Annotated in this window: 18 protein-coding genes and 1 pseudogene; 5 read left to right on the top strand and 14 right to left on the bottom strand. The window is 53.7% G+C overall.

Translation table 11 applies throughout. The features are described 5' to 3' along the window. Positions 1 to 21: 21 nt before the first annotated feature. The 4 genes from LCS67_RS20760 to LCS67_RS20775 form a co-directional block, all read right to left on the bottom strand. Positions 22 to 135, bottom strand: a complete 114-nt coding sequence (locus LCS67_RS20760; protein ID WP_001575282.1) for a hypothetical protein — start codon at positions 133 to 135, stop codon at positions 22 to 24. Beyond that, entirely contained in the window at positions 132 to 1,457 is a 1,326-nt protein-coding gene (gene dinF, locus LCS67_RS20765; RefSeq protein ID WP_031569867.1) for an MATE family efflux transporter DinF, read from the bottom strand. Before dinF ends, LCS67_RS20760 begins: the two co-directional genes overlap by 4 nt. Before the next feature lie 178 nt (positions 1,458 to 1,635). Continuing rightward, positions 1,636 to 2,244, bottom strand: a complete 609-nt coding sequence (gene lexA / locus LCS67_RS20770) for a transcriptional repressor LexA (protein WP_000646079.1) — start codon at positions 2,242 to 2,244, stop codon at positions 1,636 to 1,638. 108 nt (positions 2,245 to 2,352) lie between these two features. After that, positions 2,353 to 2,721 (bottom strand): diacylglycerol kinase, encoded by a 369-nt coding sequence (locus LCS67_RS20775; RefSeq protein ID WP_000002900.1) that lies wholly within the window; start codon positions 2,719 to 2,721, stop codon positions 2,353 to 2,355. 170 nt (positions 2,722 to 2,891) lie between these two features. Here LCS67_RS20775 and plsB point away from each other — a divergent pair, with 170 nt between their 5' ends. Then, entirely contained in the window at positions 2,892 to 5,312 is a 2,421-nt protein-coding gene (gene plsB / locus LCS67_RS20780; RefSeq protein WP_001631823.1) for a glycerol-3-phosphate 1-O-acyltransferase PlsB, read from the top strand. 98 nt (positions 5,313 to 5,410) lie between these two features. On the opposite strand, the gene ubiA is transcribed toward plsB, so the two are convergent. The 5 genes from ubiA to malK all read right to left on the bottom strand — a co-directional run bounded on the left by ubiA (position 5,411) and on the right by malK (position 10,613). Continuing rightward, positions 5,411 to 6,283 carry a 4-hydroxybenzoate octaprenyltransferase gene (ubiA, locus tag LCS67_RS20785; protein WP_000455251.1) on the bottom strand — a complete coding sequence of 291 codons (873 nt, stop codon included), beginning with the start codon at positions 6,281 to 6,283 and terminating at the stop codon, positions 5,411 to 5,413. Positions 6,284 to 6,296: 13 nt separating this feature from the next. Beyond that, complete coding sequence (gene ubiC / locus LCS67_RS20790) at positions 6,297 to 6,794, bottom strand: chorismate lyase (RefSeq protein WP_000019216.1); 498 nt, start codon at positions 6,792 to 6,794, stop codon at positions 6,297 to 6,299. 181 nt (positions 6,795 to 6,975) lie between these two features. Then, positions 6,976 to 7,893, bottom strand: coding sequence for a maltose operon protein MalM (gene malM / locus LCS67_RS20795; protein WP_000782497.1), 918 nt, complete (start codon positions 7,891 to 7,893; stop codon positions 6,976 to 6,978). Between the two features lie 163 nt (positions 7,894 to 8,056). After that, positions 8,057 to 9,415 (bottom strand): maltoporin, encoded by a 1,359-nt coding sequence (locus LCS67_RS20800; RefSeq protein ID WP_000973678.1) that lies wholly within the window; start codon positions 9,413 to 9,415, stop codon positions 8,057 to 8,059. An 88-nt stretch (positions 9,416 to 9,503) separates the two neighbouring features. Next, positions 9,504 to 10,613 (bottom strand): maltose/maltodextrin ABC transporter ATP-binding protein MalK, encoded by a 1,110-nt coding sequence (gene malK / locus LCS67_RS20805; protein ID WP_000179176.1) that lies wholly within the window; start codon positions 10,611 to 10,613, stop codon positions 9,504 to 9,506. A gap of 361 nt (positions 10,614 to 10,974) precedes the next feature. Here malK and malE point away from each other — a divergent pair, with 361 nt between their 5' ends. Beyond that, the gene (malE, locus tag LCS67_RS20810) at positions 10,975 to 12,165 is read left to right on the top strand and encodes a maltose/maltodextrin ABC transporter substrate-binding protein MalE (RefSeq protein ID WP_000695415.1); all 1,191 of its coding nucleotides are present in this window, start codon (positions 10,975 to 10,977) and stop codon (positions 12,163 to 12,165) included. Here malE and LCS67_RS22920 read toward each other — a convergent pair. Beyond that, a pseudogene (locus LCS67_RS22920) lies at positions 12,114 to 12,254 on the bottom strand (hypothetical protein); the annotation flags it as partial. The gene malE and the pseudogene LCS67_RS22920 overlap by 52 nt on opposite strands. A gap of 42 nt (positions 12,255 to 12,296) precedes the next feature. Between LCS67_RS22920 and malF the strand changes: the two are divergent. The 3 genes from malF (at position 12,297) to xylE (ending at position 16,541) form a co-directional block, all read left to right on the top strand. Then, positions 12,297 to 13,841, top strand: a complete 1,545-nt coding sequence (gene malF, locus LCS67_RS20815; protein ID WP_000382569.1) for a maltose ABC transporter permease MalF — start codon at positions 12,297 to 12,299, stop codon at positions 13,839 to 13,841. A 14-nt stretch (positions 13,842 to 13,855) separates the two neighbouring features. Beyond that, a complete protein-coding gene (malG, locus tag LCS67_RS20820; RefSeq protein ID WP_001252081.1) occupies positions 13,856 to 14,746 on the top strand; it encodes a maltose ABC transporter permease MalG in 891 nt (296 codons plus the stop codon). 319 nt (positions 14,747 to 15,065) lie between these two features. Beyond that, positions 15,066 to 16,541, top strand: coding sequence for a D-xylose transporter XylE (xylE, locus tag LCS67_RS20825; RefSeq protein ID WP_001091898.1), 1,476 nt, complete (start codon positions 15,066 to 15,068; stop codon positions 16,539 to 16,541). 45 nt (positions 16,542 to 16,586) lie between these two features. On the opposite strand, the gene psiE is transcribed toward xylE, so the two are convergent. The 4 genes from psiE to LCS67_RS20845 all read right to left on the bottom strand — a co-directional run bounded on the left by psiE (position 16,587) and on the right by LCS67_RS20845 (position 20,608). Beyond that, on the bottom strand, positions 16,587 to 16,997 hold the full coding sequence (gene psiE, locus LCS67_RS20830) for a phosphate-starvation-inducible protein PsiE (RefSeq protein ID WP_000982752.1): 411 nt from the start codon (positions 16,995 to 16,997) through the stop codon (positions 16,587 to 16,589). 142 nt (positions 16,998 to 17,139) lie between these two features. Then, positions 17,140 to 19,236: a YjbH domain-containing protein gene (locus LCS67_RS20835; RefSeq protein WP_000750782.1), complete on the bottom strand. Its 2,097-nt coding sequence runs from the start codon at positions 19,234 to 19,236 to the stop codon at positions 17,140 to 17,142. Beyond that, positions 19,236 to 19,973: a capsule biosynthesis GfcC family protein gene (locus LCS67_RS20840; RefSeq protein WP_000977974.1), complete on the bottom strand. Its 738-nt coding sequence runs from the start codon at positions 19,971 to 19,973 to the stop codon at positions 19,236 to 19,238. Before LCS67_RS20840 ends, LCS67_RS20835 begins: the two co-directional genes overlap by 1 nt. Beyond that, complete coding sequence (locus LCS67_RS20845; protein WP_000824809.1) at positions 19,970 to 20,608, bottom strand: YjbF family lipoprotein; 639 nt, start codon at positions 20,606 to 20,608, stop codon at positions 19,970 to 19,972. Before LCS67_RS20845 ends, LCS67_RS20840 begins: the two co-directional genes overlap by 4 nt. Between the last annotated feature and the right edge of the window lie 42 nt (positions 20,609 to 20,650).

Below are 20,650 nucleotides of genomic sequence, written 5' to 3' on the forward strand. Positions count from 1 at the left end.
CATCTTGTCCTCATCATTCGGTTAGGAATAGCAGGTGTTATTCGCCCAAATGCACTGCAATTTCTGCTGGACGTGATAATAATTGTAGGCAGGAATTCGGCCTTCGGTTTTATATTCAGAATTTTTAACCGTCACGATCTGGCAAACCATGTACCCTCGCGCCAGTGACGACGCCAGATAAGGCTCAACGACAGACCGCGAAGCGCCAGGAACACGGTTAATGCCAGCCATAAACCATGATTTCCTAATACCGGCAGGGCGAAGAGCGTCAGCGCAAATCCTCCCGCGGCGACTGCCATGCTATTGCGCATTTCGGCGGCGCGCGTCGCGCCAATAAACATACCGTCGAGCAGATAGCACCATACGCCCACCAGCGGTAATACCACCTGCCAGATAAGATACCGATCCGCCAGTAGCTGTATTTGCGGCAATGAGGTCAGTAACGCGACAATATGTTCGCCTGCCAGGGCATAGACCGTGGAAAACAACAAGGCCACAATTCCTGACTGACGACACGCCGCTCGCCAGACGTCCAGTAGCTTGCTACCGTCACGCGCGCCGTAAGCCTGACCGGAGTGCGCCTCCACCGCATAAGCAAAACCGTCCAGCGCATAGGCCGTAAAGGTGAGTAAGGTCATCAGGACTGCATTTACCGCGATAATATCGCTGCCCAGCCGCGCGCCTGACACCGTAATGGCGCCAAAACAAAGCTGAAGGAGCAATGAGCGCAGCATGATATCGCGATTGAGCGCCAAAAGGCGGCGCACGTTGCCGCGCCAGGCCTGTTTTAGCATATCCAGCGACACACCGCGGAGATGGAGAACTTTACGTACCATCATGAGGCCGATCAGTAATGTGGCATATTCTGCGATGACCGTCGCCAGGGCGGCGCCCTGCACGTTCATATGAAGCCCCATTACCAGCCACAGGTCGAGCGCGATGTTGAGGATATTGCCCACGACCAACAAGATAACCGGCGCCCGCGCATACTGAACGCCTAACAGCCAACCGAGCAGTACCAGATTCGCCAGTGACGCAGGAGCGCTTAGCCAACGAATTTCAAGGAAGCGTCTCGCCTGCACCAGGACAGCGTCGTTCCCGCCGACAATATGTAAAGCCAGCTCGATAAGCGGCGTGCGAAATAGCACAATCATCACGCCTGCGCCCAGTGCCAGCAATAACGGTTGAATGAGCGTCCGGGCTAACGCCTGCGGATTTTTGGCGCCAAATGCCTGCGCCGTTAGGCCGGTGGTGCTCATACGTAGAAATAGCAGCAGCATGAAAAGAAAGCTGGTGGCAGTCGCGCCCACCGCCACGCCGCCCAGGAAAACCGGGCTGTCCAGATGACCAATCACCGCCGTATCGACCAGCCCCAGTAAGGGGACGGTGATGTTAGAAAAAATCATCGGCAGCGCGAGACGCCAGAGAGCTTTATCAGAGGAGGTAAAAAGCGGCATGGAGAAAAGCCTGACAAGGAGTTAAACGAAACGAGCGCATTGCCGGATGGCGACGTAACGCCTTATCCGGCCTACAAATTAATCATCTCAGGAACTGCATTCCCGTAGGCCTGATAAGCGCAGCGCCATCAGGCTGCACGATTGCCGGATGACGGCTTACAAGGAGATCAAAAAGAGATTACAACCATTCCCCGTTGCGAATGACGCCTACCGCCAGCCCTTCAATCGTAAAGCTTTGTTCGCGCAGATCCACCACTATCGGTGTAAACTCGCTGTTTTCCGGCAGCAGCTCCACTTTATTGCCCTGCTTTTTCAGGCGTTTTACTGTCACTTCATCGTCAATGCGAGCGACAACCACCTGGCCATTACGGACGTCCTGCGTTTTATGTACCGCCAGCAAATCCCCATCCATAATACCGATGTCTTTCATCGACATTCCGCTCACGCGCAGCAGGAAATCGGCGCTGGGTTTGAACAGTGAAGGATCGACCTGGTAATGGCCTTCAATATGCTGCTGCGCCAGAAGCGGTTCACCCGCCGCGACACGCCCGACAAGCGGTAATCCGTCCTCTTCTTCCTGTAACAGACGGATACCTCGCGATGCGCCGGAAACGATTTCAAGCACCCCTTTGCGCGCCAGCGCTTTAAGGTGTTCTTCCGCAGCGTTTGGGGAACGGAACCCCAAACGCTGCGCGATTTCCGCACGCGTCGGTGGCATACCTGTCTGGCTGATGTGATCCCGGATGAGATCAAACACCTCTTGTTGCCTGGCCGTTAACGCTTTCATTCCGCCCCCTGGGTGTATATACAGTCATGCTGTGAGTATATACAGTTAAAGGTGATTTTGGAACCACAAACGGCGCAAAAAACAAGAGATTTATAAAATTTGGAACCTTTATCGAAAATGTGACCATAACAGGATGCCCCAGGTCATCAGGGCAACGAAAATAGACAGTAGCACCGCGGCCGATCCCATATCTTTCGCACGGCCGGAAAGCTCATGGTATTCAGAACCGATGCGGTCCACGACCGCTTCAATAGCACTGTTGAGGATTTCAACAATCATGATAAGTAAAACGGAACCTATCAATAACACACGGGTAATCGCATCCACATCCAGCCAGCAGGCGATGATGACGCCCAGCAATACCGCGATACTTTCCTGGCGAAACGCCGCTTCGTGAGTCCATGCGGCGCGAAATCCTTTCCAGGAATATCCTGCCGCTTTGATAATTCTGGTGAATCCAGTGGTATTATTGGCCATCAAAAGAACCTTTTTACATTATTAACGTCAATGACATTATACGGTTGCCCTGCACGATTCGGACTGCCGTAACGCAGCGCGAAGTATGACGGGATACAACAGAAATTCGCTAAACTTTCTGATATCCTTGCACCGCATTTGCATTATTAACCAGAGGCTTTACATCGTTTATGTCCGGCTGGCCACGAATTTACTACAAATTACTGAATTTACCATTAAGCATACTGGTAAAAAGCAAGTCTATTCCGGCGGAACCCGCCCAGGAATTGGGGCTCGATACTTCTCGCCCCATTATGTATGTCTTGCCATACAACTCAAAAGCGGACTTACTGACGCTGCGGGCTCAATGTCTGGCGCACGATCTTCCGGATCCGCTGGAGCCGCTGGAGATCGACGGCGCGCTGCTGCCACGCTATGTATTTATTCACGGCGGACCGCGTGTCTTTACCTATTACACGCCAAAAGAAGAGTCGGTGAAACTTTTTCACGATTATCTCGATCTGCATCGGAGTAATCCGGCTTTGGACGTGCAGATGGTGCCCGTTTCCGTGATGTTTGGCCGCGCGCCGGGTCGTGAAAAGGGAGAAGATAACCCGCCTTTACGTATGCTGAACGGCGTACAGAAATTCTTTGCCATCTCCTGGCTAGGTCGCGATAGCTTTGTCCGATTCTCGCCGTCCGTCTCATTGCGTCGTATGGCTGATGAACACGGCACCGATAAAATCATCGCGCAGAAGCTGGCTCGCGTGGCGCGTATGCACTTTGCTCGCCAGCGCCTGGCGGCGGTTGGCCCACGCCTGCCCGCCCGTCAGGATCTGTTTAACAAACTGCTGGCCTCGAAAGCGATCGCTCGCGCGGTAGAAGACGAAGCGCGCAGTAAGAAAATCTCTCATGAAAAAGCGCAGCAAAACGCCATTGCGCTGATGGAAGAGATCGCGGCGAACTTCTCTTACGAGATGATTCGTTTGACCGACAGGATTTTGGGGTTTACCTGGAACCGACTGTACCAGGGGATTAACGTGCATAACGCCGAGCGCGTACGCCAACTGGCGCACGACGGGCATGAAATCGTCTATGTGCCCTGTCATCGCAGCCATATGGACTACTTGCTCCTTTCTTATGTGCTGTATCACCAGGGACTGGTTCCGCCGCACATTGCCGCCGGTATTAACCTTAATTTCTGGCCCGCTGGCCCGATTTTCCGTCGTCTGGGCGCGTTCTTTATTCGTCGCACCTTTAAGGGGAATAAACTCTATTCCACCGTCTTTCGCGAATACCTGGGCGAGCTGTTCAGCCGCGGCTACTCGGTTGAGTATTTTGTCGAAGGAGGACGTTCGCGTACCGGACGTTTGTTAGACCCGAAAACCGGCACCCTGTCGATGACTATACAGGCGATGCTGCGCGGCGGTACCCGTCCAATTACGTTAGTGCCTATTTACATCGGCTATGAGCACGTCATGGAAGTGGGAACCTATGCGAAAGAGCTGCGCGGCGCGACAAAAGAGAAAGAGAGCCTGCCGCAAATGCTGAAAGGCTTGAGCAAGCTGCGCAATCTGGGTCAGGGCTACGTTAACTTTGGCGAACCGATGCCGCTCATGACGTACCTGAACCAGCATGTGCCGGAGTGGCGCGAATCTATCGACCCTATAGAGGCCATACGCCCAGCCTGGCTGACGCCGACGGTAAATAGTATCGCCGCCGATCTGATGGTGCGTATTAACAACGCTGGCGCGGCAAACGCGATGAACCTGTGTTGTACCGCGCTGTTGGCGTCGCGTCAGCGCTCGCTCACCCGCGAGCAGCTCACCGAACAGCTTGATTGCTATCTCGATCTGATGCGCAATGTCCCTTATTCCACAGACTCAACCGTTCCTGCCGCCAACGCTGGTGAGCTCATCGCTCACGCGCTGCAGATGAATAAGTTTGAGGTCGAGAAAGACACCATTGGCGATATCATCATTCTGCCGCGCGAGCAGGCGGTGTTGATGACCTACTATCGTAACAATATCGCGCATATGTTGATTATGCCTTCGCTGATGGCGGCGATTATCACCCAGCATCGTCGCATTTCGCGTGATGCGTTGCAGCAGCATGTTGAAGCGCTCTATCCGATGTTAAAAGCGGAGCTGTTCCTGCGCTGGGAGCGCGAGGAGTTAGCCTCGGTCATTGACGCGCTGGCCAGTGAAATGCAGCGTCAGGGGCTAATTACCCTGCAGGATGATGAACTGCATATCAACCCGGCGCATTCCCGTACGCTGCAACTGCTGGCGGCAGGCGCGCGCGAAACGCTACAGCGTTATGCCATTACGTTCTGGCTGTTGAGCGCCAATCCGTCCATCAACCGCAGTACGCTGGAGAAAGAAAGCCGTACCGTGGCGCAACGTCTGTCTGTCCTGCACGGTATTAACGCGCCGGAGTTTTTCGACAAAGCGGTGTTCAGTTCACTCGTGTTGACGCTACGGGATGAGGGTTATATCAGTGATACGGGCGATGCCGAACCGGCAGAAACGATGAAGATATATCAGATGCTTGCCGATCTGATTACCTCTGATGTCCGTCTGACGATTGAAAGCGCGACGCAGGGCGAGTAAGCCAGTGCCTGAAATGCCCGATGGCGTAAGCTTATCGGGCAACTGATATGACGTATTGAAAATTTTGGCTTTGTAGGCCGGGTCCGCCCGGCATGACATCAGAAGTGCCAGTAACTCATCGCCAGCCCTAAAAATAGCACCAGGCCAACGTAGTTATTGTTCATAAAGGCTTTAAAGCAGGCTTCACGTTCACGGTTCGCAATCAGTTTTTGCTGGTAGACAAACAGCGCGCCCGCCACCAGCACAGACCAGTAATATCCCCATCCCAGACCATTCAACCAGCCGATCAGCGCCATTAACGCCATGACGCCAAGCTGCAGAATCCCGATAATCAATGTGTCATAACGACCAAACAGGATCGCCGTCGATTTAATGCCTATCTTGATATCATCATCTCTGTCGACCATCGCATATTGCGTATCGTAAGCCACCGCCCAGAGAATATTGGCGAGGAACATCAGCCAGCAGCTCAACGGCAGGGATTCGCTCACCGCGGCGAACGCCATGGGGATTGACCAGCCGAAAGCGGCCCCCAGCACGACCTGCGGCAGGTGGGTGTAGCGTTTCATAAAGGGATAAACCCAGGCCAACGCCAACGCCGCCACGGAAAGCAGAATCGTCATGGCGTTCAGCGTCAGCACCAACAGAAACGCCAGCAGCACCAGCACCACAAACAGGTTGCGCGCTTCTTTCTCTGTCACGGCGCCGCTGGGTAAAGGCCGGTTGACCGTACGTTTTACATGTCCGTCAAATTTACGATCGGCGTAATCATTTACCACGCAGCCCGCCGCGCGCATTAACCACACGCCAGCGACAAAAACCGCCAAAATCCACAGCTGAGGCATACCCGGTGTCGCCACCCATAGCGCCCAAAGCGTCGGCCAGAGCAGCAGCAACGCGCCAATAGGCTTATCTGTACGCATCAAACGGTGAAACGCCAGCAGCTTACTCTGCGTCAGACTCCACTCCATCTTTATCTTCCTCTCAGTACAGCGGCGATGCAGGTAAAAAAAGCTCGGTAAGCAACAGCGGTTTTCCGCTCAACCGCAGTCGAGAGCGGCGCCCCCACAGCGTTGCATCGCGTCCAATTTCAATAAAATCGCGGGTCAGTGTCGATGATGTAAATAGATAACGTCCAAGCGGGGTTTTACCCAGATGTTGTAAGACCTGTTCAGGTCCGCACAGCGTGGATTCCGGTACCACGGTACGTCCGGCAAGCCAGGGCTCGCCGTCAGCGCAAAGCAGTATCTCACGTAACCAGTAGCGGGATTCGGATGGCAGTAAACCTGATGCTTCCTCGACCTCGCTTTGGTCGACAAACGCTTCCCGAATCAGCGTCACGCTTACCCGCTTTCCCAGTTGCTCAAAACGTTTAGTCATAGAATCTTCCAGCAACAGCCAGTCCAGCAAATGGGGTTCAAGCGCAGGAATCGCATCAAAATAGCGCAGCGCACGCAGTTGCGTTAACGCAGGGTGTGACATGCCTTACTCTCCGATTCATAACCTAAAGTCATTGTATCTCAGAAAAGACATTACGGGGGGCGCAATCACAATTAAGTGATCTGTTGCGCAACAAAAAAATAACAATTCGCATGAAATGACAAAAAAAAGGTGCGCCAGGAGACGCACCAGTTGCTGCAAAATCAGCACTGTGGGGAAACAATTACCCCTTGCCTTTTACACTGCTGATAAAGGTGGAACGGGCAGATGTCGATCCCAGACGTTCGGCCTCATCAAGCAGTTTCAGCGCTTTATCGACGTCGCCTTTCGCTACGGCATCCTTAATCGCTTTATTAAAGTAGCTTTCCGTATCGTTCAACATCGGTTCGCTTTTCTTCGGCGCGACTGGCGCTGGCGCAGCGACCGGCGCGGCGGTATTGCCTACCGTTACCGGCCCGGTACCGGACGAGCCAAACAACGGCCCGACCAATACGCTGGAGCTACTGTTGGTTTTCACCTTCAGTTTCACCACGCCGTCAGTGGTATGGCGAGCAACTGGATCGGGAATATCCGGGATAGAGTTACCGACGCCTTTGGCATAGGCTTTTGCCGGATCGAGCAGCGTAGTAGTTTGCTGAAGATCTTTTTCGGTCGTAAACACCAGAACATAGAGTTTCTGCTGCCCCAACGCAGGCGTCAGGCGCATCACGCCTTCCAGCCGGTCTGCGCTCATGACGCCCGGCTGCTGATAAGTAAAGTAACTGCTGGGGAAGAACGCCGAAGGCGTCATATTTTGGTCAAGAATCAACACGTTTGGCGCAAAAACGCTGGCTTGCTTATTGACCTCGCTGGTCAGAGTTAATGTCAGCTCGCCGATATTCGCCGGAACGCTATAAGCGGCGACCGGGCCGGTAATGCCGGCGACGTCAAGGCGCTGGCCGCCCGTCGCCAGTTGGGTAGACTGCGTTTTTGACTGATCTACAGGCGTCCAGGTTAATTGCTGTAGCGCAGCAGCAGGAATAGCGGGCGCGGCGCTGGTATTTTGCGGTACATAGTTCACTTCCGCCAGGCTGATACCCGGCACGCTGGCGAACAGCCCTGCGGTTAAACAGAGGGCGACGAGACTTTTCTTCATTTTCATTATTCTCACCTCAATAAGGCGGGTTCAGCGGTAGCCAGGCAATAGCGCGCCAACCCAAACATATCGCCGAATGGCGGCTGGCGCCTTATTCGGCTTACAAGCATCATCAGACCTGATGTTTCAGAGGGGCTTGCGCCCCTCGTTACGTCAGATGACCATCGTATTACCACCAGATTTCCATCTGGGCGCCGAAGGTCCACTCATCGCTATCGCCACGGCTGTTGGTGGAAATGCCGGAGTTAGTCGCTGCGGCATAACGGGAAATGTTATCGCCGTCTTTGATATAGCCCCATTTCTCATCCCATTTCGCGTAGGTGGCGAAAATACGGATAGCCGGACGCGACCAGATGCTGTCGCCCGCCTGCCACTGTTGCGCCAGGGTGATTTTATATTGATTGTTACGATCGCCGGTCTGCTGAGATTTCACGTTGTCGTAGCCGACTTCCAGCAGGGTACTCATGATTGGCGTCCACTTGTACATTGGACGTACGCCCACGGTCCACCACTCAGTACCCAGGTTATTATCCCAATCGATATTCTGGTACATACCGACGTACATCAAATCCCATTTATCACCAAGCGAGATGGCGCCATGATCCAAAATACGCCACATATCGCCATTATTATTGATGACCTTATTGGCATAATTAATTTTGGTTCCATCAGGCAATTCTTCAGTGAAAGATGAAGAACCGTCGGAACCACGCGCCTGGCCTTTACCCTGCGTGGTCATGGCATCGGTGGCATATTGCACGACAAACTTGTTATAGCCTTTCAACATGCTTTGCGTGTGTTCGGCGGTGAACATCCAGCCGTCTTTCGATGCCCCATCAGCCAGCTTATAACCATCGGTCGTATTGGCGCGGCCGTAATCAACGCCCAGCTCCAGTACGCCGTCCGGGTTCGTTTGCAGACCAGCCAGACGTACGTCAAAGACGTCGTTAGCGGTATCTTTCACTTCATCATAAATATTCTGGCTGCTGAAGGTGTAAGAGCCGCCCGCTTCAGTAGAGCGGGTCGCCGCCAGTGAAAGCTTACCGAAGCCCAGATCGATATTTTCGATACCCGCGCCAGGACCTGAAATATCCCAGTAGTAGAAGTCGATCATGTGTACGTCATGACGCTGATAGAAGCGCTTACCGGCCCAGATGGTAGAGCCCGGCAGCCATTCAATCAGGTTTTTACCCTGCACGTTCGCTTCGCGGAAGGCGGGATCGGTCGACTCCCAGTCGTTCTGCTGGTTAACCGAATAGGCGACGTTGGTGTCGAAATAGAAGCTCTTATCGCCCTCTTTCCACACTTCCTGGCCCAGTTTCAGTTCCGCATAGGTTTCACATTCGTTACCGAGACGGTATTTACTTTGTGCACCGGTCACCTGGAAACATTGTTGTTCGCCGCCGCTTCCCGTCCAGCCAATACCGGAACGGGCGTAACCGTGGAAATCGACAGCCATTGCCTGAGCGGACATTACGCCCGCTGCGACAGCAACCGCCAGAGGGAGTTTGCGCAGAGTAATCATCATTCTATCTCCTGAGATCATTGCTTTTCTTTAAACGCTGCCACCTTCTAAAACTGCGAATGGTTTTGCGTTTCGTTTTTTTATGGAGGCCTTAAACACCCGGCTCTTGATGCAGACGACGACATGCGCTGCCATCCTCGCGGAACAGATGACAGCGCTCTGGCGGCAGGCCGATAGCGAATGTGGCGCCCTCTTCTACCAGCACCACGTCATTCTGGCGATAAACCAGGTTTTGACGGATGGCGGGGATCTGGATATGAATTTGTGTTTCGTGCCCTAACTGCTCGACCACCTGGACTTCACCTTCCAGGGTGACATCGGCGATATCGCTCGGCAGCAGGTGTTCCGGCCGAATGCCTAAAGACATATTGGCGCCGACCTGCACGCCGCGACTTTCGACCGGCAGCCAGATTTGCTGGCGATTCGGCAGTTCGACTTGGACTTGTTCAATCGCGGTGGCGGTCACTTTCACCGGCAGGAAGTTCATCTTCGGCGAGCCGATGAAGCCCGCGACAAAGCGGTCCGCCGGATAGTGGTACAGCTCCAGCGGCTTACCGACCTGCGCGACGCGACCGGCGTCCAGCACCACGATTTTGTCGGCCAGCGTCATCGCCTCGACCTGATCGTGGGTGACGTAAATCATCGTGCGGCCCAGACGTTTATGCAGGCGAGAAATTTCAATGCGCATCTGCACGCGTAGCGCGGCGTCCAGGTTAGAGAGCGGTTCGTCCAGCAAAAACACACGCGGCTCCGCTACCAGCGTGCGGCCAATCGCTACGCGCTGACGCTGACCGCCGGAAAGCGCTTTTGGCTTACGTTCCAGCAGATGCGCCAGTTGCAGCACTTCCGCCACCTGGTTGACGCGTTGATTCATAACCTCTTTTTTGGCGCCCGCCAGCTTGAGGCCGAAAGACATGTTTTCTGCAACGGAGAGATGGGGATAGAGCGCATAAGACTGGAATACCATGCCCACGCCGCGCTCGGCAGGCGGAATATCATTCATACGGGTTTCCCCGATAAACAGGTCGCCACTGGTGATGGTTTCAAGCCCGGCGATCATACGCAGCAAGGTCGATTTACCACAGCCTGACGGTCCGACAAACACCACGAACTCCCCGTCATGGATATCGAGGTTAATATCTTTCGATACCACCACGTCACCCCAGGCTTTCGTTACATTTCGTAGCTGTACGCTCGCCATGCCCTTCTCCCTTCGTTACAACCTGTCATTGACAGCAACATTCATGATGGCCTGACTATGCGCGATCCCTGACTGGGGTAAATCCTCCACCCCCCGGCTTTTTTATGGGGGAGGAGGCGGGAGGATGAGGGCACAGCGCCTGAGACCACGGGCGCGGGCAGAAAAGGAATTTCGTGATGCCGCCCGCAAAAATCGGCGTGTTTTTATGTGCGCCAGCACGCATTACTCACATTTATGTAACACAGATCACATAAAGCCGGGGTGGGGCGTAGGGGCGGGGAGGATGGAAAGAGGTTGTCGTATAAAGAAACTAGAGACCGTTAAACCACCTCTGTGTACATCACCAAAAAGGATGGGAGATATGAAGATTAAAACTGGCGTAGGCATCCTCGCATTATCCGCACTTACGACGATGATGATTTCCGCCCCGGCTCTCGCCAAAATTGAAGAAGGTAAACTGGTTATCTGGATCAACGGCGACAAGGGCTATAACGGTCTGGCCGAGGTCGGTAAAAAATTTGAGCAAGACACCGGCATTAAAGTGACCGTTGAGCACCCGGATAAGCTGGAAGAGAAATTCCCGCAGGTGGCTGCCACCGGCGACGGTCCTGACATTATCTTCTGGGCGCACGACCGTTTTGGCGGCTACGCGCAGTCTGGTCTGCTGGCGGAGGTCACTCCGGATAAAGCGTTTCAGGACAAACTCTATCCGTTCACCTGGGATGCGGTACGTTATAACGGCAAGCTGATCGCCTACCCCATCGCCGTTGAAGCCCTCTCCCTGATTTATAACAAAGACCTCGTCCCGAACCCGCCGAAAACCTGGGAAGAGATCCCGGCGCTGGATAAAGAACTAAAAGCGAAAGGGAAGTCGGCGATAATGTTCAACCTGCAAGAGCCGTATTTCACCTGGCCTTTGATCGCCGCTGACGGCGGTTACGCGTTCAAATTTGAAAACGGCAAGTATGACGTGAAAGACGTTGGCGTCGACAACGCCGGCGCGAAAGCGGGTCTGACTTTCCTGATCGATATGATCAAGAACAAAAATATGAGCGCCGATACCGATTACTCCATCGCCGAAGCAGCCTTCAATAAAGGCGAAACGGCAATGACCATCAACGGCCCGTGGGCATGGTCGAACATCGACAAGAGCAAAGTCAACTACGGTGTCACCCTGCTGCCGACCTTCAAAGGCAAACCCTCGAAACCGTTCGTCGGCGTGCTGAGCGCGGGGATTAACGCTGCCAGCCCGAATAAAGAGCTGGCGAAAGAGTTCCTCGAAAACTACCTGCTGACCGATCAGGGTCTGGAAGCGGTGAACAAAGATAAACCGCTGGGCGCCGTGGCGCTGAAATCTTTCCAGGAGCAGTTAGCGAAAGACCCCCGTATCGCCGCCACCATGGATAACGCCCAGAAAGGCGAGATCATGCCGAATATTCCGCAGATGTCCGCCTTCTGGTATGCGGTACGTACGGCTGTGATCAACGCCGCCAGCGGCCGTCAAACCGTGGATGCCGCGCTGAAAGATGCACAAAGCCGTATCACTAAGTAATGCCGCGAGCCTGTGCCGGATGGCGGCATAAATGCCTTATCCGGCCTACAACACACCGTAGGCCTGATAAGCGCAGCGCCATCAGGCACATCTCCGGCCAGGAAGTTTCAACGCTGTAGAGGAAAACCCCCATGGATGTCATTAAAAAGAAACACTGGTGGCAAAGCGACCAGCTTAAATGGTCAGTAATTGGTCTGCTGGGCCTGCTGGTGGGTTACCTTGTAGTTTTAATGTACGTACAAGGGGAGTATCTGTTCGCCATCATGACGCTGATTTTAAGCTCTGCTGGCCTGTATATTTTCGCAAATCGTAAAACCTACGCCTGGCGCTACGTTTACCCTGGCCTCGCCGGCATGGGGCTGTTTGTGCTATTCCCGCTGGTGTGCACCATCGCCATCGCCTTTACTAACTACAGCAGCACCAACCAGCTCACCTTTGAACGCGCCCAGCAAGTGCTGATGGACCGTTCTTATCAGGCGGGAAAAACCTATAACTTCGGTCTTTACCCGGCCGGCAACGAGTGGCAACTGGCCCTCACCGACGGAGAAACGGGCAAACATTACCTGTCTGACGCATTTTCCTTCGGCGGCGAACAAAAATTACAGCTGAAAGAGACTGATGCCCTGCCGGGCGGCGAACGCGCCAATCTGCGAATAATCACCCAGAACCGTCTGGCGTTGAACCAGATAACCGCCGTCCTGCCGGATGAAAGTAAAGTGATTATGAGCTCGCTACGTCAGTTTTCCGGTACCCGTCCGCTGTACACACTGGCTGATGATGGCCTGCTTACCAATAACCAGAGCGGCGTAAAATACCGGCCAAACAACGATAGCGGTTATTATCAGTCGATCAACGCCGACGGAAGCTGGGGTGATGAAAAACTCAGTCCTGGTTATACCGTTACTATCGGCGCGAAAAACTTTACGCGCGTCTTTACCGACGAAGGGATCCAGAAGCCTTTTTTCGCTATCTTCGTCTGGACCGTGGTCTTTTCGGTTCTCACTGTGGTGTTAACCGTGGCGGTTGGGATGGTATTGGCCTGCCTCGTACAGTGGGAAGCGCTGAAAGGTAAAGCTATCTACCGCGTCCTGCTGATTCTGCCCTACGCCGTACCGTCGTTTATTTCAATTTTGATTTTCAAAGGGTTATTCAACCAAAGCTTTGGCGAAATCAATATGATGCTGAGCGCGCTGTTTGGCATTAAACCTGCCTGGTTCAGCGACCCCAACACCGCGCGGGCAATGGTGATTATCGTGAATACCTGGCTGGGCTATCCCTACATGATGATCCTGTGCATGGGACTGCTGAAAGCGATTCCGGATGACCTGTACGAAGCCTCCGCAATGGACGGCGCCGGTCCATTTCAGAATTTCTTTAAGATCACCTTACCGCTGCTGATTAAGCCGCTAACGCCGCTGATGATCGCCAGCTTCGCTTTTAACTTTAATAACTTTGTCCTGATTCAGTTATTGACCAACGGCGGGCCAGACCGTCTCGGCACCACCACGCCTGCCGGTTATACCGATCTGCTCGTCAGCTACACCTACCGTATCGCCTTTGAAGGCGGCGGCGGTCAGGACTTCGGTCTGGCGGCGGCCATTGCCACGCTGATCTTCCTGCTGGTAGGCGCGCTGGCCATCGTGAACCTGAAAGCCACGCGTATGAAGTTTGATTAAGGGAGATAATAACAATGGCTATGGTCCAACCCAAATCTCAAAAATTACGTCTCTTCATCACGCACCTGGGGCTGCTGATTTTCATCGCGGCGATCATGTTCCCGCTGCTGATGGTCATCGCTATCTCGCTACGTGAGGGGAACTTCGCCACCGGAAGCCTGATCCCGGATAAAATCTCCTGGGAACACTGGCGGCTGGCGCTGGGTTTCAGCGTGGAACATGCGGATGGTCGGGTAACGCCGCCTCCCTTCCCGGTCCTGCTGTGGCTGTGGAACTCGGTGAAAATCGCCGGTATTACCGCCATCGGCATCGTGGCGCTCTCCACCACCTGCGCCTACGCTTTCGCACGAATGCGTTTTCCAGGTAAAGCAACACTGCTCAAGGGGATGCTGATTTTCCAGATGTTTCCGGCGGTTTTGTCTCTGGTGGCGCTGTATGCGTTATTTGACCGCCTGGGACAATACATTCCATTTATCGGTCTGAATACGCATGGCGGCGTGATCTTCGCCTATCTTGGCGGCATTGCGCTGCATGTCTGGACGATTAAAGGCTACTTCGAAACTATCGACAGCTCGCTGGAAGAGGCCGCCGCGCTAGATGGCGCAACCCCGTGGCAGGCATTTCGCCTGGTGCTGCTGCCGCTTTCCGTACCGATTCTGGCGGTGGTGTTTATTCTGTCGTTCATCGCGGCGATTACCGAAGTTCCGGTCGCCTCGTTGTTACTGCGCGATGTGGACAGCTATACGCTGGCCGTGGGTATGCAGCAATATCTCAACCCGCAAAACTATTTGTGGGGCGACTTTGCCGCCGCCGCCGTCCTTTCCGCTATTCCTATCACCCTGGTGTTCCTGTTGGCGCAGCGTTGGCTGGTCAACGGCCTGACGGCAGGGGGTGTGAAAGGTTAAGTCTTATCGAAGTACCTGCCCGGCAACGGGCAATGCCACTGCCCTCAACTTATGTTATCCCCACTTATGGTCGTATTTTGGCGCTCTTCGGAGCGCTTTTTTTATGTTATTTTGCATTGCTGTTACGATTATTTCCTTTCGTGGCCCCCATCACTGCAATTATATTTACCGCCTGAAAACAGACAAATTAAACAGAATTAAGATCACAGAAAAGACAAAACATAATTGCAATGTAAAAAATGATAATTGTTTTCCCTGCCTGTTAAATTCACCATCACGACACTGATCAAAAGAGCTGTATCCTCTAAGGCAGGTCTGAATGAACACCCACTATAATTCCCGCTATATTTTTTCCATTACCTTAGTCGCAACATTAGGAGGGTTATTATTCGGCTATGACACTGCCGTCATATCCGGAACGGTAGAATCCTTAAATACCGTGTTTGTCGCTCCGCAACATTTAAGTGAATCCGCCGCCAACTCGCTATTGGGCTTCTGCGTCGCCAGTGCGTTGATTGGCTGCATCATCGGCGGTGCGCTGGGCGGTTATTGCAGTAACCGCTTTGGTCGTCGGGACTCGCTGAAAATCGCCGCTCTGCTGTTCTTTATTTCCGGTATTGGCTCCGCATGGCCAGAATTAGGATTTACCACGATTAACCCAGATAATGCCGTACCTGTTTATTTGGCCGGATATGTCCCCGAATTTGTTATTTATCGCATCATTGGTGGTATTGGCGTTGGTTTAGCCTCAATGCTCTCACCGATGTATATTGCTGAACTGGCTCCAGCGCATATTCGTGGGAAACTGGTTTCCTTTAACCAGTTCGCCATTATTTTTGGTCAACTGTTGGTGTATTGCGTTAACTATTTCATTGCCCGCTCTGGTGACGCTAACTGGCTGAATACCGATGGCTGGCGATATATGTTTGCTTCAGAAAGTATTCCCGCCCTGCTGTTTTTACTGCTGCTGTATACCGTACCGGAAAGCCCGCGCTGGCTGATGGCACGTGGCAAACACGAACAGGCGGAGGGCATTCTGCGCAAAATTATGGGTAGCAGCCTCACTACCCAGGCCATGCAGGAGATCAACCAGTCTCTGGAGCATGGTCGTAAAACCGGCGGACGCCTGTTGATGTTTGGCGTGGGCGTGATAGTCATTGGCGTGATGCTGTCCGTCTTCCAGCAGTTTGTCGGCATTAACGTCGTGCTCTACTACGCGCCGGAAGTGTTTAAAACGTTAGGGGCCAGCACCGACGTGGCGCTCTTGCAGACCATTATTGTCGGCGTAATCAACCTGAGCTTCACCGTGCTGGCCATCATGACGGTAGATAAATTTGGTCGCAAACCGCTGCAAATTATTGGCGCATTGGGTATGGCTCTTGGGATGTTCAGCCTTGGCACCGCGTTTTACACCCAGGCTTCCGGGCTGATAGCGCTGCTGTCGATGCTGTTTTACGTCGCCGCATTTGCCATGTCCTGGGGACCGGTTTGTTGGGTGCTGCTGGCAGAAATCTTCCCGAACGCGATTCGTGGCAAAGCGCTCGCCATTGCCGTCGCCGCGCAGTGGCTGGCGAACTACTTCGTCTCCTGGACCTTCCCGATGATGGACAAAAATTCGTGGCTGGTTTCCCATTTCCACAACGGTTTCTCCTACTGGATTTACGGTTGTATGGGTATTCTGGCGGCGCTGTTTATGTGGAAGTTCGTGCCGGAAACCAAAGGCAAAACGCTGGAAGAACTTGAGAAGTTATGGACGCCAGCAGAAGAGAAAACGCCGAAAGCCGCCATACAATAAGCTGATTTATCGCCACGCCGTACGTCCGTTACGGTGTGGCGACGCCTATTCTCGCCGTAGTCGGTTCGAATTACATAACCACAACGTGATAACCAACAGGAGGATCGCCGCCGAATAGAGTAATACATCCATTGGCGTTTTATGATCGACAATGATCAGGCGCACAATCGCCGTGATCCCAATGTACACGAAATAGCGCAGCGGAAAGTGAAGGCCAGACTTAAAGTACTTCACAATCAGCGCAATAAATTCGAAATAAAGAAAGTAGATCACCAGCCCTTCCACCAGTTCATATTTGCTGGCTTGCTCAGGCACGAATAATGCATCCGCCAGATGCACCGTCTCTTTACCGAGAAAAACGACCAGAATCAGACCGAGGGTAAGCAGCCCCAAATTTAGTACGTTTTGTAAAATCGTGGCGATAAACTCAAGACGTGAGCGCGATAATGGCATCATAACAGCCCCCTCTTTCTCTGCGGCGAGGTTTCTGTATAACGCACAAATGTGACGAGCATCTATATTTTTTATTTATGTTTATATTTTGTTCAATAAGATAATTTGCCGGATAGCGCTTTGAACGCCTTATCCGGCCTGAGTATTAACGGAAATTTACGCTCCTGTCACTGGTCATATCATACAGGCCAAACTTACGCCCAAGCTGTTGACCACCGTCACGCGTCAGCGGCGTCCAGCCAATTGCCGCACGACTTCGGGTTGGGCCGGACGAGAAGAGATCCAGCGGCACGGAAACATATACACCTTTGGTAAAATCCCCTTCCCCATATTCATCCGGCGACGCATCGGTAATCGTCGCGTAACCGCCGACAACGACGCCGCTATCGAAGCGTTTGGCGATCTCCAGCGTACCGCCTTTATCGCCCGCCAGATACTGACCAACGCTGGCTTTCACCAGCACATCCTGGGCGAACGACGGCGTCCAGTATGCGGTCAAATGTCCGGTCTTCACGCTGTAATCGGTAAACTTCATCATATCCTGCGCGCTACGCCAGTCACGCTGTTTCACGTAGTTGGCATCCAGACCAAACGCCCAATTGCTGTCTATCGGGCGATACAGGACTTCCGCCCCGGCACCGCCAAACATGGTCTCCAGATAACCACCGTAGACCTGCCCATAGAAACCATTGCCAAAATACTGGAAGTAGTTGGCCTGTAGGTTATTCACATAAACATCATTCTGCACATACTCACGGACATGCGTACGCACCCGCGGCAGATGCGAATCCTTCGGCGGATTAGTGTAGTTAAATTTGTCGTAGTTGTTGGCGATATTGGCAAACACGCTGCCCGTGGTGAGCAGATGATCCGTGACCCACAGATCCGCAGTTCCCATTACGCCCAACTGATACATATAGAAGTTTTCCGGGCCGCCTACCGACTGATTCAGCACGGGATCAAGATGAAAATCAATGCGCGACTTGTCGATATACCAGCCCTGTTCAGTACTCTCTGGCACGATCGGCTCTACGCGTTTTTGCGCCAGCGGGGTTTCATGTCCCAGCGGTTCGCCTTCCAGATGGCGTTTCAGGCTGGCGACATCGGTTTCAGTGGTGACCTGCGGCAGATTAAGGCGGTTTTCCGTCACGCGGATCGTGCGGATCCCCTCCGGCAGATCGTTCATGACGATCCGGTTAGCGCGCACGATCCCTTCACGGGAGTCGCGGTACTTCACCTGTTCACCGGTAACGTACAGCGTATCGCCTTTGACCTGGATCTTCGGGTCCGCCAGACCAGCATTATATTTCAATAACGTTAATTGATTAGCCACTACCGAATGTTGCAGGATGGCATCCTGCGGCTGTGGTCGGTATTGCGGGCGTGAATTGTCATGATACGCGGGACGTAAATCGTTGAAATTGGTGCGCAGCGTAACGCCAAACATAAAGGTGTTGCCGCGCTCGTAGCTGAGGTTAACGTCGGCCCAATCGGTGACGCGGTAAATGGCGCCGACGTTAAACTTGCTCTTCTGTTCCAGTTTACCCGCAAAATCCTGCTGATAGTTATTGCCTTCATACTCCAGCTTCAGGCGTAGCGGTTGCCACGGGGTCTGGTATTCCACGCCGCCAAACAGCGAGGCCGGGCCGTGAAACATATCGCTACCGTCAACGGAACCTGCCTCTTTATAGCTGTTATCACGCGAACAGAATTTATCACTATACGAACAGAAAGGATTAGACACATTGCCGCTGGTGCCAAGATAGCCCCAGCCGAGACCTAATGAAAAATCAAACGGCCCCCAGGCCTTACTCGCTACAATATATTCCGCATCAAACAGCCCCGTCCCGCCGATATCGCGCGCGCCAACCGCCACCTGCGGCATCCAGTAACTCTCTTCCCACAACCGCAGTTTCACATCAAACGCTTTATCTTTGTAAGTCTGGTCGCCGGAGAATGATTCCACGCTGCTGTACTTTTTCGTACGGACATCGGTATAGCGCAACGTGGTTTCCAGCCACGGGAAAAGCTGAACCGAAGCCGAGTAGTAGCGGTACTGATCGTTATCGCGATAGTTCAGGCTCATCTCCCCTTCACGCGCCATACGCGCTGTCGGCGTTTGCAGCAGGCCCACGCCGCCAAAGTCAGATTGTGAAGGCCCAACAGGGGCTAGATATGTTTCGGCATGGCAGGCCGCGCTAATACCCAGCGCCAGCACGCTGAGCAGATGTGTTTTTTTCATTATTCCGGTATCCGCTGCGTCAGGGTATGAAGAATGTCGGCATTTATCGCCTCCGGCGTGCCGCGCCAAAGGGAATCGGCAAAACCGACAAAAATAATGCTGCCGGGCATTGGCTCGATATGACGTTTATTCCAGTAAGCCACCGGCGCTTTTTGGCTGCGTCCATCAGGGTAAACCACCCAGGCATAGCTACGATCCGCGCCGCTGAGTAAGCGCTGACCCTCGAGATAACTGGCGACGTCCCGCCCAGGGACGAACGGCTGGCTGCCCGGCTGGCTAATCAAGCCAAAGAGCGTCACCTGCGTGGGTTGCGGCCCGACCCAGAGCGTGTAGTGACCTTGCAGCGGCGGGTTACCTCGTTCGCTCACCCGCACCACGTCAGGATCAAGATTCACGAATTGTCTGCCCGTCACCTTCACCGCCTGAATCTGTCGGCGCAGTGTATTTATCGCCGCCGCCGCATCACCGTCTTCCTCAGCGCTGAGCGCCGCCAGTCGCCCGAGAAGTTCCTGCTGCTGCTGACGCGCCGTCACGGTCGCCTGTTCTTCGCCTATCACCGCCGCAGGCCACCAGCTCGTTGCCAGGCGCGGCTGTCCGACTAAATCGAGCAGACGCTCAGCGTCTGTCAGCGTTTTAGGCTCGCTATTACCTTGGGTAAAAACGGTAACAGTGCCGCTGGCAAAGGCGGATGACGCGACAAAGGCCAGCGCCAGCGCGCTTATCGTCCTTTTCATCATGATTTTGCCGCCTTAATCAGCGTGGTTTTCACCGGAAAGTAATTCGCGCCCAGATACTGTTCCGTCTGGCGAATTTGGCCTTCGCTATCAACCCAGTAGCGATTACGCCAACGCGTTTGATCGGTCGTCACTTCTTCATCCAGCACCCGCACGGCGGTCTCTTCACTGCCGACGCTAACGCTATCGGTCCCTCGCCATGTAAAAACGGAACGGGCGGTGGCGTAACGCACCTGGCGATGTTCGGTCCAGCCCAGGGTGCGAGTCCAGGTCGCGCCATCGATAATCTGTCCTGGTTTCGCCAGCGGGTCGGCCGCCAGATTATTCACATCGATCAGGTTGTCGCCGCTGAGCAGCGTTTTGACCAGACGGCCATGCTGCGTCACGATCGTCGCGCCATCCTGCGTCACCCATTTCTGCTGCCCGTTTTCCGAGAAAGCGAGCACCACAAACAGTTGAGGACCGCCGTTAAGCTGCATGTACTGGCTGGCATACGGCATGTTTTGAATATCGTCATCCGTTAGCTGTACGCCTGGCGTACCGAACAAACTGTCCCACAGTGAATCGCCCAGGCCTTTAGTAGTGGCCGAACACGCCTGTAATAGCAGGCAAATCAGGATAAGTGCGAGTCGCTTCACGACGCTTCTCCAGAGGGGCAAAATAACCACACCGGAGTGTGG

The organism is Salmonella sp. A7 (genome assembly GCF_020181675.1).
GTDB classification, from domain to species: domain Bacteria; phylum Pseudomonadota; class Gammaproteobacteria; order Enterobacterales; family Enterobacteriaceae; genus Salmonella; species Salmonella enterica.

What these genes read in the sequence shown, in the direction of transcription:
- LCS67_RS20835 (WP_000750782.1), bottom strand. Translation starts at nt 19,236, where the DNA reads ATGAAAAAAACACATCTGCTCAGCGTGCTGGCGCTGGGTATTAGCGCG.
- malG (WP_001252081.1), top strand. Translation starts at nt 13,856, where the DNA reads ATGGCTATGGTCCAACCCAAATCTCAAAAATTACGTCTCTTCATCACG.
- plsB (WP_001631823.1), top strand. Translation starts at nt 2,892, where the DNA reads ATGTCCGGCTGGCCACGAATTTACTACAAATTACTGAATTTACCATTA.
- psiE (WP_000982752.1), bottom strand. Translation starts at nt 16,997, where the DNA reads ATGATGCCATTATCGCGCTCACGTCTTGAGTTTATCGCCACGATTTTA.
- LCS67_RS20840 (WP_000977974.1), bottom strand. Translation starts at nt 19,973, where the DNA reads ATGATGAAAAGGACGATAAGCGCGCTGGCGCTGGCCTTTGTCGCGTCA.
- ubiC (WP_000019216.1), bottom strand. Translation starts at nt 6,794, where the DNA reads ATGTCACACCCTGCGTTAACGCAACTGCGTGCGCTGCGCTATTTTGAT.
- LCS67_RS20775 (WP_000002900.1), bottom strand. Translation starts at nt 2,721, where the DNA reads ATGGCCAATAATACCACTGGATTCACCAGAATTATCAAAGCGGCAGGA.
- malM (WP_000782497.1), bottom strand. Translation starts at nt 7,893, where the DNA reads ATGAAAATGAAGAAAAGTCTCGTCGCCCTCTGTTTAACCGCAGGGCTG.
- lexA (WP_000646079.1), bottom strand. Translation starts at nt 2,244, where the DNA reads ATGAAAGCGTTAACGGCCAGGCAACAAGAGGTGTTTGATCTCATCCGG.
- ubiA (WP_000455251.1), bottom strand. Translation starts at nt 6,283, where the DNA reads ATGGAGTGGAGTCTGACGCAGAGTAAGCTGCTGGCGTTTCACCGTTTG.
- malK (WP_000179176.1), bottom strand. Translation starts at nt 10,613, where the DNA reads ATGGCGAGCGTACAGCTACGAAATGTAACGAAAGCCTGGGGTGACGTG.
- malE (WP_000695415.1), top strand. Translation starts at nt 10,975, where the DNA reads ATGAAGATTAAAACTGGCGTAGGCATCCTCGCATTATCCGCACTTACG.
- LCS67_RS20800 (WP_000973678.1), bottom strand. Translation starts at nt 9,415, where the DNA reads ATGATGATTACTCTGCGCAAACTCCCTCTGGCGGTTGCTGTCGCAGCG.
- malF (WP_000382569.1), top strand. Translation starts at nt 12,297, where the DNA reads ATGGATGTCATTAAAAAGAAACACTGGTGGCAAAGCGACCAGCTTAAA.
- xylE (WP_001091898.1), top strand. Translation starts at nt 15,066, where the DNA reads ATGAACACCCACTATAATTCCCGCTATATTTTTTCCATTACCTTAGTC.
- dinF (WP_031569867.1), bottom strand. Translation starts at nt 1,457, where the DNA reads ATGCCGCTTTTTACCTCCTCTGATAAAGCTCTCTGGCGTCTCGCGCTG.